Genomic DNA, 16,636 nt, shown 5'->3' with positions numbered 1-16,636 from the left:
GCATATAATATAGTAAGTCATATGATAGGTGGGGTGATTTATATGAAATTTAATAAGGTTATTTCTAAGTCAGAAGCTCTATTGAAAGATTATTTAGAGACACCTGATTCCAGCATTTTAAATGAATTTAATAAGTTAAGTCATAATATTCATAGTAAAGGATATTTATCAAATATTAAATTTTTATACTTATATCAAATTGTGAAAGTTCATGAAACATTACCGAGCTGGTATGTAATGTTAGCTAATCAAAAAATGAAAGAGTTAGAACATTACTTTAATGCATCATTTGAAAAGATTTTACAAGAGTCTCGTTTAGAGACGAAAGAATTGAATGATTTTTTAAATCAACGAATTGCTTGGATTTATAAAGGGAAATTTAGAGTTTATCCAACAACGCCACTTGATTATTTACCACTGTTATTACGTTTGAAAGTTTATATTTTTTTATATGAGAATGAGGAAGATATGAAAGCCAGATGTCATTTAAGAAACCGGATCGCTGTGACTTTAGCAAAACTCGGTCATTTAGAGTTAGCTAATTTTTATAGTGTCTATAACTGGTTAATGGCACAAGATGTTGCGAATACTCATTTTGCTGAATCAAGTAATTTAAAACATAGTTTACAAAGTCAAAAATATGCCAGTGAGTTAAATAAACAATTAGTAAGAGAAGGACAAGAGGTAAAAGCTGTCACAGAGCTGAGTTATTATTTTACCCAGCTATTAAATCCGAAAAATATGCGATATGATCGTGCAAATGTAGCAACGATTGATTTAATTGAGTTATATTATCCTCAGTATCCACAGTTAGAAGAGTTGAATTTACCATTAAAAACTTATTTAAGAACAAAAGATTCAGCAGAGTTTTGTGAAAAAGTAGCCCAAAAGCGAACGAAGTTTATTCGTCATGTTGCCCAGGTTCCTTATCATTTAAAAGAAATGACATTAACCCCGATGAATCAAGATCAACTAACTATTTATAATTATTTATTACGAATCGTACAATAAACGCATTGACACTCTATTTTTGACATATGTTGTTGAGAAGGGAGTGTTTTTTTATGATCACAATTAATCAGTTAAGAGAATGTTCGATGCGTTATTTAGATTCGCAATCCATTGCGCTCATTTATATGTTAAAAGTTTTAGATGAAGTAATCACTGTGGACGATGAAGTAATTGTTTATCCGAAAAATTTATATTGTCGTGACAAAGAACTGACGTTGTATCTTTTTACGACGAACTATCAACTACTTAAGGTAACATATGATTTAAATGAAGTTCAACTAGTCACTAAAAATCTTCGCCACTTAATTGAAAGTGAGTATAAAGTAGGGGATGAAGGACATCAATTAATTTTAACCTTTGCCGATGAAGAGATCATCTCATTTCATCCGAAAAAAGATACAACCTTGCCCTATGTAAAAGAATTCAACTCACAGCTACTACTAATTTGCAGATATTTACAAGAACAATCCTCATAAATCAAAAAGCACGAAAATATAAAAGAAAACGAGCTTCTTTTTATTAAGAAAGCACATGAGTAAGTAGGGTTCTGTTTAATTTTGAATAACCTTTTAAAGACGTCCTAAAATAAACTTATCAATTTATTTTGTGGAGGTAGAGACAGATGGGAACTTTAAAAGGGACAGAAACACATAAAAATTTAATGAGAGCATTTGCTGGAGAATCACAAGCAAGAAATCGTTATAGCTTTTATGCAAGTATTGCAAGAAAGCAAGGGTATCCGTTAATAGCTGATGCCTTTGAGTACACAGCCAATCAGGAACGTATGCACGGGAAAGTCTTTTTTCAATTTTTAGCGGAAGAGTTTAATGGTGGGGAAATTGAAATTGAGGCATCTTATCCCGTTGATTTATATCAGGAGCAAACGATAAAGAATTTATTAGCTTCTGTAACAGCGGAGAGTCATGAACATGAAGAAGTTTATCCCTCGTTTGCTAAAGTGGCAAAAGAAGAAGGGTTTAATCAGATTGCTTCGACTTTTAGCCTAATTGCCAAAATCGAAGAGATGCATAGTAAACGATTTGCAAAACTAGCAAAAGAACTAGAAGATGAGACGATGTTTAAGAAGGCAACACCCGTCGCTTGGGAATGTCAGGTTTGTGGACATATTCACTATGCAGTAGCGGCACCTACAATTTGTGTTGTTTGTAAATATCCAAAAGGATATTTTTCAGTTAAGGTAGAAGACTAAAACTATAAAAAGCATCGCTTTGGGATGCTTTTTTCTTTATTTACTTCATAAAGAAGTTGAATTATACTATTACTGACGTAAAAACAAACTTGTTATTGATAGGATCATGTTGTCATACGATGACAGCTAATCGTTTCATTTAAGCGTAACAGCTTATTTAGATTGATGAAGATGGATAAAATGAGGGATGATGATGTGGCCAGCTAAAAAGAAAACCTTAATTATGGGGATTTTAAATATTACCCCAGATAGCTTCTCAGACGGAGGAGCTTATCAAAATTTAGATGAGATTATAAAACGTGCCAAACAAATGGTGAAAGACGGAGCTGATATAATTGATGTAGGTGGAGAGTCGACTCGTCCTGGATCAAAAGTGGTTACACTTGAGGAAGAGTTGAATCGAGTCATACCTGTGATCAAACAACTAGTAAAAGAAGTAGACGTTCCTATTTCGATTGATACTTATAAAGCAGAAGTCGCCCGTCAAGCGGTTGAAGCGGGAGCAAGTATTATTAACGATATTGGTGGAGCTAAATTTGATCCAATGATGCCTAAGGTTATGGGTGAAAGTGGAGCCTATGTGATTTTAATGCACAATCGTAAGCCGGATATGAGTCAAACAGACTGCATTACAGCCACTCAAGGTAAGTTAACAGAGTATGTTGATGTAGTTGAAATGGTTAAGCAAGAACTAACAGAGAGTATTGAATTAGTTAAGGAAGCGGGCGTTTCAGATGATAAAATTATCATTGATCCAGGCATTGGTTTTGCTAAAACGATTGATAAAAATATTGAGTTAATGCAGCGAGTCTCAGAACTTCATGAGTTAGGTTATCCGATTTTACTTGGTGTGAGTAAGAAAGGATCAATTGGGCATCTACTAGGTGGACTTGATGTCAATCAACGATTAGAAGGAACAGTCGCTGCTACATGTTTTGCGGTTAGTCAGGAAATTGAAATTGTTCGTGTTCATGATGTATTAGAAAATGCACGCGCAGCAAAAGTCATGCAACAGCTTTTAAATTATGTATAAGCGAGGATAATAAGATGGGAAAAATAATGTTAAATGATATGATTTTTATTACACGTCATGGTGCTTGTCCACACGAGTATGAATTTGATCAAAAATTCAAAGTGGATGTTTGGATGACGACAGACTGTGTACAAAAAGCAGGAGCAGTAGATGAGTTAAACCTAACGATTAACTATGCAGATGCCTATGCTTTAATTGAAGATATTATGTATGGGGAACATGTTGATTTGTTAGAGACATTAGCCTATCGAATTGGTTATAAGTTAATTGAAGTTTATCAAACGGTTGAAGCTGTAGAAGTAGAGGTTCGTAAAATGCAACCTCCAATCACTAACTTTAATGGAACAGCAGCTGTTAGTTTGACTGTTACACGATAGGAGAGATTAAGATGAATAAAGCTTATTTAGGGCTTGGATCTAATTTAGGAGATAAGAAACGTTATTTGTATGATGCTATTCAATATTTAAATCATCACGACCAAATAACAATTATTAAGCTATCTTCATTGTACGAAACGGCTCCGTGGGGATATACAGATCAAGATATATTTATGAATTTAGTGGTTGAAGTTGAAACATCATTGAATTCAATCGAATTATTAGATATTTGTCAAATGATAGAGAACGAACTAGGTAGAGTACGAGAGATTAAATGGGGACCACGTGTGATAGATGTGGATATTTTGCTCTATAATGAAGAGGAAATAAACTCTGATCGTTTAACAGTTCCCCATCCTTATATGATAGAGAGAGATTTTGTTATGATTCCACTTGCTGAGATTAATCCACAGTTAGTGATTAAAGGTAAAACGACTAAAGAATGGGCACAAGTATTTGATGAACAAGCGCTAAAGATCATTTCCAATCAATAAACTTCAAAAAAACACCTCGTTTTATCACTAATGATTCTGTGATGAAACGAGGTGTTTTTTAAAAATAAATCATATCTACAACTGAACGCTCACTTCCATCGGAAGGTGTGTTAATTACTTTTCCCTGAAAGTAAAGTGTCGTTGAACCACCACCATCTAAGTTATAGGCCGTTTTGCATCCTAATTGTAAAAATAATTGCTGAAGTTCTGCTAAAGTCATTCCGTCTGCACCTTCCATTCGTCCTTCTACAACAACAAGGACATAGCGATTATCATCTAGTTGGCCAATGGCCGTTCGAGGATGACGGCTCTTATCATTCAGTTCAGTTGCCTGATAATCACGGACAAGGATTGGACCAAACGTAAATGTTTGCTTGATATCCAAGTTCTTAAATTCTTCTTCTGAGTTCACGGTTGTAAAAGCCAAGTTTCCATCTGATTTTAAAGATAAAATTTCACCTGTATAGGATTTATCAATATTTACGAGCTTTCCGTTTCGAACAACAGTTCCCATTGGAGTATTTGTTTTAGCATAAAAGCCAGAAGCGTTAATCGCTAAAATAGCACCTAGACGATTAGCCATCGATGAAATAGTTTCTCTTTTTCCGTTATACGTATCACTTGCCATGGCTCCTTTTAACGGGATAGCATCAGAAGAGATTACTTCAGCGATCCAGTAATGTTGATTACTTGTTCTAGTTTCTACGAGTTTAACTTTTAAATCATCTTTAACATAAAAGTGTTGATTAAGTTGTTCATAGTAGTCTTGAATTTCATCTCGTTCTTTTTGAACAGTATTTTTAGCTATCTCAAGTTCACTTACTTTAGTGTTTGCCTCTGTTAAAAGTTGTCGATATTTCATCTCTAGTTCAACCACAGAAAGCGGACGTTCAGCGACATACTGTTCATTTAGCTTGGTTAGTTCATCAAGCTGTTGACTTAAGTTTTGTATATTCGTGTTTAGTTGCTGATTTTGCTCTGTTAAAGCAACCAGTTGATCTTCTTTTGAAAGATTTTCATCCTCTAATGTAATTTTTGTTTGTAGTGCTTCTTCTAATTGACTTTGCAAGGAATGATTCGCATCAATCAGTGCAGTTTGAGCATGATGTTGCTGTTTAATGGTTTGATCTTGTTGCTCAATTTTTTCATTTAATAAAGAAATTATTGTTGTTGATTTTTGATAGAAATAAACACATCCCCCGATTATAAGTAGGCAAAAGTTAAAGATGATAAAATTAGTCCAAATTTTTCTTTGTTTCATTTGATAACGACTCATCGTTCATCCCTCCATCTGATTTTTAATTATACAATTGATCAAAGACGAAAAAGTTAGATTTACGTCGGCTAAATGATAAAGACCTATTAAAATGAAAGATTGATTAGAAATTGTTATAGATAGTTATTCATCATCGCTGCATTTATTGCTATATTCAACATGAAAAAGAGTTCATTTCTTCTATCAAAACTTATCTGAATTTATATCTAAAATAATGTGGTAAAATTAATAGTTTTGTTCATAATAAGAGAGATACTACAGAAGTTGGTATAATTTAGTTGAATCATAAAAGCTAAATATAGTATAATATTCTCGTTATAAATAAAGACTCATTTAATGATGAGGGAGTAGTTAGCATCTTTGATGTGATTAAGTCAACAACCGCGAACTTAGTTTCTGGCTTAGTATTAAATAACGAGACTCATGCATAACATTTTTTGTTATGCAAGATTCTCGTTTTTTATTTCTTAACCTTTAATCTTAAATGAGTAAAATGAAAGTAGGAGGATAAGCATGGGACATATCACACTCATTTTTGTTGCCATTAGTTTAGCCATGGATGCCTTTACTGTTTCTATTGCAAAAGGCATTAGTTTAAAAGCAGTAAAATCTAAACAAGCGGCTAAAGTAGCTTTATTCTTTGGAGGATTTCAGGCATTAATGCCGTTTATCGGTTGGTTCTGTGGCCAAAGTTTTGAAAAGTATATTACTGCATTTAGTCATTGGATTGCGTTAATTTTATTATGTGGTATTGGTGGAAAGATGCTATATGAATCATTTCAAGACGATGAGGATGAAGAAGATGATGATCCTTTAAATACAAAGTCATTAATGATTTTAGCCGTTGCAACAAGTATTGATGCTTTAGCTGTGGGTGTGACATTTGCCTTTTTAAAAGTGAATATTTTCTTGGCTATTGCTTTAATTGGAATTATTACATTTATTATTAGTTATTTTGGTGTTATTTTAGGAAATAAGGTTGGAAAATATTTTAAAAATTATGCTGAGATTGTCGGTGGAATTGTTTTAATTATTATAGGAATCAGTATTTTTCTACAGCATAACGTTTTAGGTTAATTATGAGTAAAGGATGTGATCTTAGTGAGTTATATTATTTTAGTAATTGGTTTTATTTTACTTATTAAAGGTGCTGATTTGTTTGTCGATGGAGCTTCTTCTATCGCAAAATCATTAAAAATTCCGAGTTTAATTATAGGTTTAACCATTGTAGCATTTGGAACAAGCGCTCCAGAAGCAGCAGTAAGTATTACTGGAGCATTTGCTGGAGCAAATGATATTACGGTTGGTAACGTTGTAGGATCGAATATCTTTAATTTATTGGTGGTAGTAGGAGTAGCTGCCTTTATCTCGCCTTTAAATGTTAAGCGATCAATTATTGCTAAAGAGTTTCCGTTTGCCATTATGGGAGCTTTTGTTTTAATTATCCTAGGTTATGACTCAAAATATCATAACTACCCAGATAACGTGCTAACGCGTGCAGATGGAATTATGCTATTAGTGTTAATGGCTATATTTATGTATTATTTAATTGAATTAGCCCTAACTTCAAGAAAAAATGGTGTGGAAGAGGAAGAAGAAATTAAAGTTTATTCAATGCCAAAAAGTATTGGTCTTTGTTTAATTGGGATTGTTGGCATCGTACTTGGTGGCGACTGGGTTGTTGATGCTGCGTCTGATATTGCTTTAACTTTTGGAATGAGTCAAAGTATGGTTGGTTTAACGATTGTTGCAGTGGGAACGTCATTACCTGAATTAGTGACATCAATTATGGCAGCACGTAAAGGTGAAAGTGACATTGCTCTTGGAAACGTCATCGGATCAAATATCTTCAATATCTTCTTTGTCTTAGGAATTTCAGCATTTATTCATGAAATTACGATTAACACAGCTGTCTTCTTTGATATGTTTATTATGTTAGCAGCATCACTCATTACTTATGGATTTGCCGCTTCAAAACGTAAAATTAATAAACCAGAAGGTGCATTTTTAATACTTTTATATGTTGCTTATATGGCATTTGTTATTTGGAAAGGATAAGAGAGAAATCATCTCTCTTTTTTTATTTCATCGAATCTTTTATAGAGAAGTTCGCCACGATAGGATGATTTAGTAATAAGAAGTAATGATACACAAGTCAAAGAGATAGGAATGAATCATGTTTACCCAAATTAAAATATTACCGAGGCAATATCTTTATGATGTAGATGATCGCTTAACTTGAAGTTTTAAAGGGTATAAGGTATAATGATGATTTGAGATTTGATGTCGAAATAAGTTTAATTGATATATAGTTTAATGAGCTAAAATACTTATCTTAATTCTAGTTTGTTCTAATATTAGGATGATTCTGGAAATATGAAATAGATTTCGCCTATAATAGATAAGTTCGTAGCAGATGATGACATGGTTAAAAACTTTGATTTATCACTTTATTGGTGATTGGTACTTGATTCAGTCGTCTTCTCATACGGGATGACACGAATTAGGTAGTATATTGAGATAAAGGCAGAGGTTGTTTTATATATAGGTGAACATTAAAAGGAAAGTGGTGAAACGATGAGCTTTAAAATTCGTGAGATTGAGATTGATAATCCTGTTGTTTTAGCGCCAATGGCTGGTGTTTGTAATGCAGCCTTCCGAACAATTGTTAAGGAAATGGGAACAGGATTAATTTATGCTGAAATGGTTAGTGATAAAGCAGTTGTATATCAAAACAAAAAAACATTAGATATGCTTTATGTTGATCCAGCTGAACGTCCATTATCAATGCAAATTTTTGGTGCTGATAAGGAAACATTTGTTGAGGCTGCAAAGTATGTAGATGCGAACTGTGATTGTGATATTATTGATATTAATATGGGATGTCCGGTTCCAAAAGTAACGAAAAATGAAGCGGGAGCTCGTTTATTATTAGAGCCAGATAAGATTTATGACATTGTTGCAAGTGTTGTAGATGTTTGTAAAAAACCTGTTACTGTTAAAATGCGTACGGGTTGGGACAAAGAGCATATTTATGTAGTAGAAAATGCACTTAAAGTTGAGCAAGCAGGCGCAAGCGCTATTGCAGTTCACGGGCGTACTCGTTCCCAAATGTATGAAGGTAAAGCGGATTGGGGCATTATTAAAGATGTTAAAGACGCTATTAAAACTATTCCTGTCATTGGAAATGGAGATATCACTTCACCTGAATTTGCGAAAAAGGTTTTAGAAGAATCAGGTGTCGATGGAATTATGATTGGTCGTGCTGCTTTAGGTAATCCGTGGTTAATGAAACAAATCGTTCATTATTTAAAAACAGATGAGTTAATTGGTGAACCGACAGCAGAAGAAAAATTACGATTAGCAGTTGATCATATGGATCGTTTAATCGATTTAAAATGTGAAAAAGTTGCCTTACTAGAGATGCGATCACATATGGCTTGGTACATCAAAGGATTAGAGGGAGCAACTCATGTTAAGCGTATGATAACGACAGTAAAAACACGTGAAGAAATGATGGATATTATTAATCGTTATCAAGCTTATTTAAATAGAGATAAGTCAGCACGTTTAGTGATGGAATAATAAAAAGGAGCGTTAAGCTCCTTTTTATTATGAATTAAAATGTTACTTCTGTTAGATAAGCATAAATGAGTTTCATTGTATTTTTACATCCTTCAATATGTGTGCGTTCCACCCCATGTGATGCATGAACACCAGGGCCAATTAAGGCAGCCTTAATATCATGCCCAGCACGAAGAGCAGCCGAAGCATCTGAACTATAAAATGGATAAATATCAACGGCATAGTTTAGTTTGTGTTTTTTAGCTAAATTAATTAATTCAGAAGTCATGTCATAATCATATGGACTCATTGAATCTTTGGCACAGATTGAAACATCAAATTCAGTACACGATAAATCTTTACCAATACAACCCATATCGATGGCAATCATACGATCAATGTGACATGGAAGATGTGCTGATCCATGACCGACTTCTTCGTAAGTTGAAATAATGAATTTTACGTTATGCTGAGGTTTTTGATTTTGCTCTAGTAAGTATTTAAAAACAGTAAAGATAATAGAAACACTGATTTTATCATCAATATGACGAGATTTAATAAATCCATTTTCCGTGATGGTTGTTTTAGGATCAATAGAAATAAAATCGCCATTTTGAATCCCAAGTGCTAAGACATCTTCTTTACTATGAATAATTTCATCTAATCGAATCACTAGTTCGTCTTCTGTTTGGCCTTTTTGACGGCAATCAGGATAAACATGTGAAGAGGGTGAGACACTTAAAATCGTTCCCGTATATGCTTTTTGATCACGCGTATGAACACAACAATATTCCCCTTGTAATGTTGGCATTTGGTTTCCACCGACCGTTGTGATATTGATCGATCCATCGCTATTAATTGAACGAACCATTAATCCAAGTGTATCGACGTGTGCAGATAGAGCTAATGTTTTGCTAGTATCGATCCCTTCAATCTCAACAATCAGATTTCCTTTGTTCGTTTTGGTACTTTTCAAACCTAAATCATCTGCGTATGCTTTTACTTTTTCAATCACTTGATGTGTATAGCCACTTGGGCTTGGTGTCGTTAAAATATCTTTTGCTAATTCATAAAAATATGATTCATTAAATAACATAAAAATCCCCTTTTCCATTTTGATTTTCTTAATAGCTACATCGATTTCACTATTAAAAGTATTATACTATAATATGGAAGAATTACACTAGGTAAGCAAAGAAAAGACAAAGGAAAGATGAAGTGAACTAGCGATAATTTACACGCTTTCTTATCTCATGTATAATGAAAAAGTAGTTAATGATTAATCTAAAAGTGGATCTGATGAGGAATGGAAAGGAAGAAGTAAAAAATGTTTGATATTTTTTTAAGACGTATCATGGCCTTTTTAGTAGATATGATGATCTTAATTTTAATTTTCTTTGGAAATTTCATGTTTATGGTCACATCACTCAATTTAGAGATTGGAAATTCAATGAATTTAGTTGAAATGATCATGATGTTAGCCTTACAGTTATTTTATGTAATCATTTATTTTATTTATATTCCAATTAAATGGCCAGGACAAACGATAGGGAAAAAACTTTTAAAAATTAAAGAGGTCACACAAGATGGAAAAGAGTTAACCATTAAACAATATTTTCAGCGTGACTTTTTATTAAAATTCTTACTGTCATCGATGACGTCAGGTTTTGCTGTGTTATTCAATCTCATTTTATTAACATATCAGTTAATTCGTAAACAAGAGTTAAAGGCGTTACAAGATATGATTGTCAAAACGAAAGTCGTCCTCACTAAATAAAGATAAATAATTTCGTGATGATTCTCATCTTGATATTGTTACTCATTACAATTAACATTAATTTTTCATAATTGATGATTTTAAAAGCTCGTAAAAAAATAAACGAGCTTTTTTATGTCATTTTGTCTGAGATAGGGTCGATTTGTGATATAAAATAAGATCTGTTTTATGAAAAATAAATTAATAATTTTCATTTCTTTTAAAAAATATCCAATTTTTGTAGATAATTTGTGTAAATGACATTGACATTTTCATAAAATGAATTTATAGTTAAGTAGTAAATTTAATCTTTTCTCTCGTATATCATCGGAAATATGGTCCGAAAGTCTCTACCTACTCACCGTAAATGAGTAGACTACGGGTGGCAATATGATGTAAGCAGGCCAGGGCTTACATCGTTTATTGATGCCAATGTAGGGACTTTCAGTATGATGGACTGAAAGTCCCTTTTTGTTTAGATGATTGTGAGGATGATGAGAAGGCCATTTTATCTAACTATTTGGAGTAGGAATTTAGATAGATCATCATCTTTTCAATCGTTTGAACAAACGTGAGAGAGGAATGAATAATTAGGAGGAGTCATCTATATGAATAAATTCTTCAAACTAGAAGAGCGTGGTACAACGGTTTCAAAAGAATTGATCGCAGGATTAACAACCTTTTTATCGATGGCATATATTATTTTTGTTAATCCCGATACACTTGGAGTAGCGGGAATGGACACGGGGGCAGTATTCACCGCTACTATTTTGGCTGCAGCGATTGGAACATTAATTATGGGGTTATATGCAAACTTTCCAGTTGCTTTAGCACCAGGGATGGGGATGAATGCGTTCTTTGCATACACTGTTGTTTTAGTTATGGGGTATAGCTGGCAACAAGCGTTAGCTGGAATCTTTATTTCCGGAATTTTATTCATTCTTTTATCAATTACAGGATTACGTGAGTTAATTATTAACAGTATTCCACCTGTATTAAAACATGCTGTAGGAACAGGAATTGGATTTTTTATTGCTTTTATTGGATTCCAAAATGCTGGAATTATTGTGAATAATGATGCAACATTAGTTGCAGTTGGAGATTTTACTGATCCAAATGTACTAGTCGCACTTATTGGTTTAGTTATTACGTTAATTTTATTAGTTCGAAAAACACCGGCTGCTATTTTTATTGGAATGATAGCGACAGCAGTTGTTGGAATGTTTTTAGGTGTTGTTAGTTTACCAGAAAGTATTTTCGCACCAATTCCATCTTTAAAACCAACGTTTGGAGCATTATTTGAAGCATTACCAACTGTTTTCACAGCTAAAATGATTCCAGTTATTTTCTCTTTCTTATTTGTTGATTTCTTTGATACGGCTGGAACATTAATGGCTGTTGGTTCTCGAGCAGGACTTGTTGATGATAAAGGTCACTTAGTTGATGGAGATCGTGCTTTATTAGCAGACTCAACAGCGACAGTTATTGGTTCAGTATTAGGAACATCTTCAACAACTTCTTTTGTTGAGTCTTTAACTGGAGTTGAAGCTGGAGGACGTACAGGATTAGCATCAGTATTTACAGCTGTATGTTTCTTATTCATGTTATTCTGTTCAGGATTATTATCAGTTGTGACATCAGCAGTGACAGCGCCAGCTTTAATTACTGTTGGAATCTTAATGGCATCTTCTTTAGGAGACATTGAGTGGAAGAATTTAGAGACTTCAATTCCAGCCTTTATTACGATTATCATGATGGTATTAGGATATTCAATCGCAGAAGGTATTGCAGCAGGATTCTTGCTATATGCAATTATGATGGTTGCAGCACGTCGCCATAAAGAAGTTCATCCAGTCATGTGGTTCTTAGCCGTTATCTTCTTAGCTCATTTCTTATTTCTTTAATTTTGTAGTTTAAAGCTAATCGTTTCGTTCAGTATTTAAATAATATCTGAAATGATTATCGTGTCATAATTAGTTTGAAAAATGAACATTTTGTCATAATATTAATGACAAACGTTCATTTTTTAATATATAATCGCTATAAGGGAAATTTTAGTAGATTCCTATAATTTCTTGTTGCAAAAGTCATACTAGTAAAAAGAGGTGAAAGACATGCATCACGATCAAGTTATTGTTCTTGACTTTGGAAGTCAGTACAATCAATTAATCGCACGACGTATTCGTGAATTTGGAGTGTACAGCGAATTAAAATCGCATAAGTTAAAGGCCGAAGAAATCAAAAAAATGTCTAATGTAAAAGGAATTATCTTCAGTGGAAGCCCAAATAGTGTTACACAAGAAGGGGCATTTACCGTAGATCCTGAAATTTTTAATTTAGGATTACCGATCCTAGGAATCTGCTATGGGATGCAATTAACAACTCATATGCATGGTGGAACAGTTGAGCGTGCAGAGCAACGTGAATATGGAAAAGCTGAAATTAAAATTAAAAATAATAGTAAGTTATTCGAAGGAACACCAGAAGAACAAGTCGTATGGATGAGTCATGGATATCATGTAACAAAATTACCTGAAGGATTTGTTGTAGATGCAAGTAGTGAATCTTGCCCAGTTGCGGCAGCATCTTGTGAAGAACGTAATATCTATTTAGTTCAATTCCATCCTGAAGTCCAACACTCAGTACATGGTACAGAATTATTACGTAACTTTATCTTCAACGTATGTCAAGCTGAGGCGAACTGGTCAATGAAAAACTTCATTGAAGATCAAGTAGAAAAAATCCGTGCACAAGTAGGAAACGATAACGTATTATGTGCGTTAAGTGGAGGAGTCGATTCATCAGTTGTTGCTGCTTTAATTCACCGTGCCATTGGAGATCAATTAACATGTATGTTCGTTGATCATGGATTACTTCGTAAAGGAGAAGCAGAAAGTGTTGTTGAAACTTTTGATGGAAAATTCAATATGAACTTCATCAAAATTGATGCACAAGAACGCTTCTTAAGTAAATTAAAAGGAGTTTCTGATCCAGAACAAAAACGTAAAATTATCGGAAACGAATTCGTTTACTGCTTTGATGAAGAATCATCTAAGTTAAAAGACATGAAGTTCTTAGCACAAGGAACACTTTATACAGATATTATTGAGTCTGGGACTGATACAGCTCAAACCATTAAATCTCACCACAACGTAGGTGGATTACCAGAAGATATGGAGTTCGAATTAATCGAGCCATTAAATACATTATTCAAAGACGAAGTTCGTCAATTAGGATTAGAACTTGGATTACCTGAAGAAATCGTCTTCCGTCAACCATTCCCAGGACCAGGACTTGGAATTCGTGTACTTGGTGAAGTCACAGAAGAAAAATTACACATTGTTCGTGAATCTGATTTCATCTTACGTGAAGAAATTAAAAAAGCTGGACTTGAGCGTGATGTATGGCAATACTTCACTGCATTACCAAACATCAAATCAGTAGGGGTTATGGGGGATGAGCGTACGTATGATTACACAGTCGTTGTTCGTGCTGTAACGTCTATCGATGGAATGACTTCTGATTGGGCGCGTATCCCATTTGAAGTATTAGAGAAAATTTCAGTTCGCATCGTCAATGAAGTTCCACACGTTAATCGCGTCGTGTATGATATTACATCAAAACCGCCTGCAACTATCGAGTGGGAATAGTAAATAAAAAGATCTTAGTCGATTTATGACTAAGATTTTTTATTTAAGATAGATTTTTTTAAAAACAAAGGATAACATATGATGAAATATAAAATGTCATTAGTTTTTCTTGAGTTCATTTTTGTGATTAGTCATTTTCTGTTTTTAAGAAGCACTTGTTCTCATGAAAAAGTGATATACTATGTCTTAAAGAAGAAATAATGTTCACTAAAAGTTAGTAAGAAAGTTTTCGACATTATTAAACAAAAGCTGTTAAACTTTGAGCTTGTATTAGAGTTTACTTTAACAGATATACTAAAGTATAGGAATTAAAATAAATGAAGTTAGTCACTTAATAAAAATTTAGGAGGAGGTTTGAATGGGGATGAATGTTTTAAATAAAGTTAATTCACCTGAAGATTTAAAAAAATTGACTCAAGATGAGTTAATCGTATTAGCTGATGAAATAAGAGAAGTTATTATTAATAAAGTGAGTCAAGTAGGAGGGCATTTTGGTCCTAATCTTGGAATGGTGGAAGCAACTATTGCTTTACATTATGTCTTTAATTCACCTGTGGATAAAATTGTCTATGATGTGTCTCACCAATGTTATCCACATAAAATTTTAACGGGACGTAAACATGGATTCATTGATCCAGACCAGTATCGATCAATTACAGGATACACCTCACCGAAAGAAAGTGAACATGATTTTTTTACGATTGGTCATACATCGACGTCAATTAGTTTAGCTTGTGGATTAGCTAAGGCTCGTGATATTAAAGGAACTAAAGAAAATATTATTGCAGTCATTGGAGATGGATCGTTAAGCGGAGGAGAAGCATACGAAGGGTTAAATAATGCTGCAGCTTCTGGTAAAAATATGATTATTTTAGTAAATGATAATGAGATGTCGATTTCAGTTAATTATGGAGGACTTTATCAGAATTTAGCCGAACTTCGCCGAAGTAAAGGTGAATGTGAAACGAATTTTTTCAAAGCATTAGGATTTGATTATCACTATATTGAAGACGGTCATGATCTTGTCGCGTTAATTGATGTTTTTTCAAAAGTAAAGGATACGAACCATCCTGTTGTCATTCATATGTCAACTGTAAAGGGAAAAGGTTATAAGCCAGCAGAAATAAATAAAGAAGCTTTTCACTATACTGGTCCATTTGATTTAGAAAGTGGCGAACTACTTCATAAGCCTTCCTCAGAAAATTATGTACAAATCACGAGTAAATTTTTGATTGAGAAAGCAAAATTGGATGCTAAAGTAGTGGCAATTACAGCAGGAACTCCGGGAATTTTTGGACCTAGTCACGTTAGGGAAGGGTACGGAGATCAATTGATAGATGTTGGAATCGCTGAAGAACATGCGATTGCTCTCGCTTCAGGATTAGCTTCACAAGGAATGAAACCTGTGGTTGGTTTTCATAGTTCATTTATTCAACGAACCTATGATCAATTATCTCAAGATTTAGCGATTAATAATCATCCAGCAGTCATTTTAATCTTTAATGGAGGAATTTCTGGAACAGATGTGACTCATTTAGGTGTATTTGATATTTCACTTGTTTCAAATATTCCAAACATTGTCTACCTTGCTCCGACAACAAAAGAAGAGTATTTAGCGATGGTGGATTGGGGACTAGAACAAAATGAACATCCTGTTGTGATTAGAGTTCCAAATCGAGTGGTATCAACTACTGAATCAATTAAGCCTCCATTTGATGATATTAATCAATATCAACTAGTAGAAAAAGGGTATAAAGTAGCTATTTTAGCACTAGGTTCATTTTATCAACTAGGAGAAAAAGTTTTAAAAACGGTAAAGGATCAGATAGGATTAGATGCAACATTAATTAATCCACGTTTTGCTAGCGGTATTGATGAATCATTACTTACTAACTTATTAGTCGATCATCAATTAGTTATCACATTAGAAGATGGCATACTTGATGGTGGATTTGGAGAAAAAATTTCAAGATTCTATGCTGATAAATCAATGAGAGTTTTAAATTATGGAGCTAATAAAGAGTTTACGGATCGTGTGAATGTGGATGAATTATATGAACGTTATCGATTACGAGTAGATTTGATAGTAGAAGATATTAAGAAACATTTAGATTGATTTTAAAAGAGAGGTGATGCCTCTCTTTTTTATAGTTGCTATTTTAGAAGAAGTTTGATATTTAATAAAAGCATTAACTTTATACTTGTTTAATAATCAAAACTTTTTTTGATTTTTTATCCTTCTGATTTTCACTTCGAGTTTTTGAT

15 protein-coding genes and 1 riboswitch are annotated in these 16,636 nt (G+C 33.4%); of the genes, 13 read left to right on the top strand and 2 right to left on the bottom strand.

The window, feature by feature from the left end; genetic code table 11:
• Positions 1-42 precede the first annotated feature (42 nt).
• The 6 genes from JRC48_RS09090 to folK all read left to right on the top strand — a co-directional run bounded on the left by JRC48_RS09090 (position 43) and on the right by folK (position 4,125).
• Positions 43-1,011, top strand: coding sequence for a hypothetical protein (locus tag JRC48_RS09090; RefSeq protein WP_235069254.1), 969 nt, complete (start codon positions 43-45; stop codon positions 1,009-1,011).
• A 53-nt stretch (positions 1,012-1,064) separates the two neighbouring features.
• Positions 1,065-1,487 (top strand): DUF3908 family protein, encoded by a 423-nt coding sequence (locus tag JRC48_RS09085; RefSeq protein WP_235069253.1) that lies wholly within the window; start codon positions 1,065-1,067, stop codon positions 1,485-1,487.
• A gap of 146 nt (positions 1,488-1,633) precedes the next feature.
• Positions 1,634-2,221, top strand: coding sequence for a rubrerythrin (gene rbr / locus JRC48_RS09080; RefSeq protein ID WP_235069252.1), 588 nt, complete (start codon positions 1,634-1,636; stop codon positions 2,219-2,221).
• Positions 2,222-2,414: 193 nt separating this feature from the next.
• Positions 2,415-3,254 (top strand): dihydropteroate synthase, encoded by an 840-nt coding sequence (gene folP, locus JRC48_RS09075; RefSeq protein ID WP_235069251.1) that lies wholly within the window; start codon positions 2,415-2,417, stop codon positions 3,252-3,254.
• A gap of 14 nt (positions 3,255-3,268) precedes the next feature.
• Complete coding sequence (folB, locus tag JRC48_RS09070) at positions 3,269-3,631, top strand: dihydroneopterin aldolase (protein WP_235069250.1); 363 nt, start codon at positions 3,269-3,271, stop codon at positions 3,629-3,631.
• An 11-nt stretch (positions 3,632-3,642) separates the two neighbouring features.
• A complete protein-coding gene (gene folK / locus JRC48_RS09065) occupies positions 3,643-4,125 on the top strand; it encodes a 2-amino-4-hydroxy-6-hydroxymethyldihydropteridine diphosphokinase (protein WP_235069249.1) in 483 nt (160 codons plus the stop codon).
• Between the two features lie 58 nt (positions 4,126-4,183).
• Here folK and JRC48_RS09060 read toward each other — a convergent pair whose 3' ends face one another.
• On the bottom strand, positions 4,184-5,401 hold the full coding sequence (locus tag JRC48_RS09060) for a phosphodiester glycosidase family protein (RefSeq protein ID WP_235069248.1): 1,218 nt from the start codon (positions 5,399-5,401) through the stop codon (positions 4,184-4,186).
• A 513-nt stretch (positions 5,402-5,914) separates the two neighbouring features.
• On the opposite strand from JRC48_RS09060, the gene JRC48_RS09055 reads away from it, so the two are divergent.
• From JRC48_RS09055 to dusB, 3 genes are all read left to right on the top strand, one after another.
• Complete coding sequence (locus JRC48_RS09055) at positions 5,915-6,478, top strand: manganese efflux pump MntP family protein (RefSeq protein WP_235069247.1); 564 nt, start codon at positions 5,915-5,917, stop codon at positions 6,476-6,478.
• A 24-nt stretch (positions 6,479-6,502) separates the two neighbouring features.
• Entirely contained in the window at positions 6,503-7,459 is a 957-nt protein-coding gene (locus JRC48_RS09050; RefSeq protein WP_235069246.1) for a calcium/sodium antiporter, read from the top strand.
• 519 nt (positions 7,460-7,978) lie between these two features.
• On the top strand, positions 7,979-8,986 hold the full coding sequence (gene dusB, locus JRC48_RS09045) for a tRNA dihydrouridine synthase DusB (RefSeq protein ID WP_235069245.1): 1,008 nt from the start codon (positions 7,979-7,981) through the stop codon (positions 8,984-8,986).
• Between the two features lie 34 nt (positions 8,987-9,020).
• Here dusB and JRC48_RS09040 read toward each other — a convergent pair whose 3' ends face one another.
• A complete protein-coding gene (locus JRC48_RS09040) occupies positions 9,021-10,061 on the bottom strand; it encodes a M42 family metallopeptidase (protein ID WP_235069244.1) in 1,041 nt (346 codons plus the stop codon).
• A gap of 231 nt (positions 10,062-10,292) precedes the next feature.
• Between JRC48_RS09040 and JRC48_RS09035 the strand changes: the two genes are divergently transcribed.
• The 4 genes from JRC48_RS09035 (at position 10,293) to JRC48_RS09020 (ending at position 16,487) form a co-directional block, all read left to right on the top strand.
• Positions 10,293-10,742 (top strand): RDD family protein, encoded by a 450-nt coding sequence (locus tag JRC48_RS09035; RefSeq protein WP_235069243.1) that lies wholly within the window; start codon positions 10,293-10,295, stop codon positions 10,740-10,742.
• A 276-nt stretch (positions 10,743-11,018) separates the two neighbouring features.
• Positions 11,019-11,120: riboswitch (purine riboswitch) on the top strand.
• 209 nt (positions 11,121-11,329) lie between these two features.
• Positions 11,330-12,625 carry an NCS2 family permease gene (locus JRC48_RS09030; protein WP_235069242.1) on the top strand — a complete coding sequence of 432 codons (1,296 nt, stop codon included), beginning with the start codon at positions 11,330-11,332 and terminating at the stop codon, positions 12,623-12,625.
• A gap of 210 nt (positions 12,626-12,835) precedes the next feature.
• Positions 12,836-14,371 (top strand): glutamine-hydrolyzing GMP synthase, encoded by a 1,536-nt coding sequence (guaA, locus tag JRC48_RS09025; protein WP_235069241.1) that lies wholly within the window; start codon positions 12,836-12,838, stop codon positions 14,369-14,371.
• Between the two features lie 358 nt (positions 14,372-14,729).
• Positions 14,730-16,487, top strand: a complete 1,758-nt coding sequence (locus tag JRC48_RS09020) for a 1-deoxy-D-xylulose-5-phosphate synthase (protein ID WP_235069240.1) — start codon at positions 14,730-14,732, stop codon at positions 16,485-16,487.
• Positions 16,488-16,636: the final 149 nt, after the last annotated feature.

Origin of the sequence: Turicibacter sp. TJ11 (genome assembly GCF_021497505.1) — a bacterium.
GTDB lineage: Bacteria > Bacillota_I > Bacilli_A > MOL361 > Turicibacteraceae > Turicibacter.
Note: the sequence above shows the minus strand (reverse complement) of the source record. Positions and strands in the feature narration are given on the sequence as shown.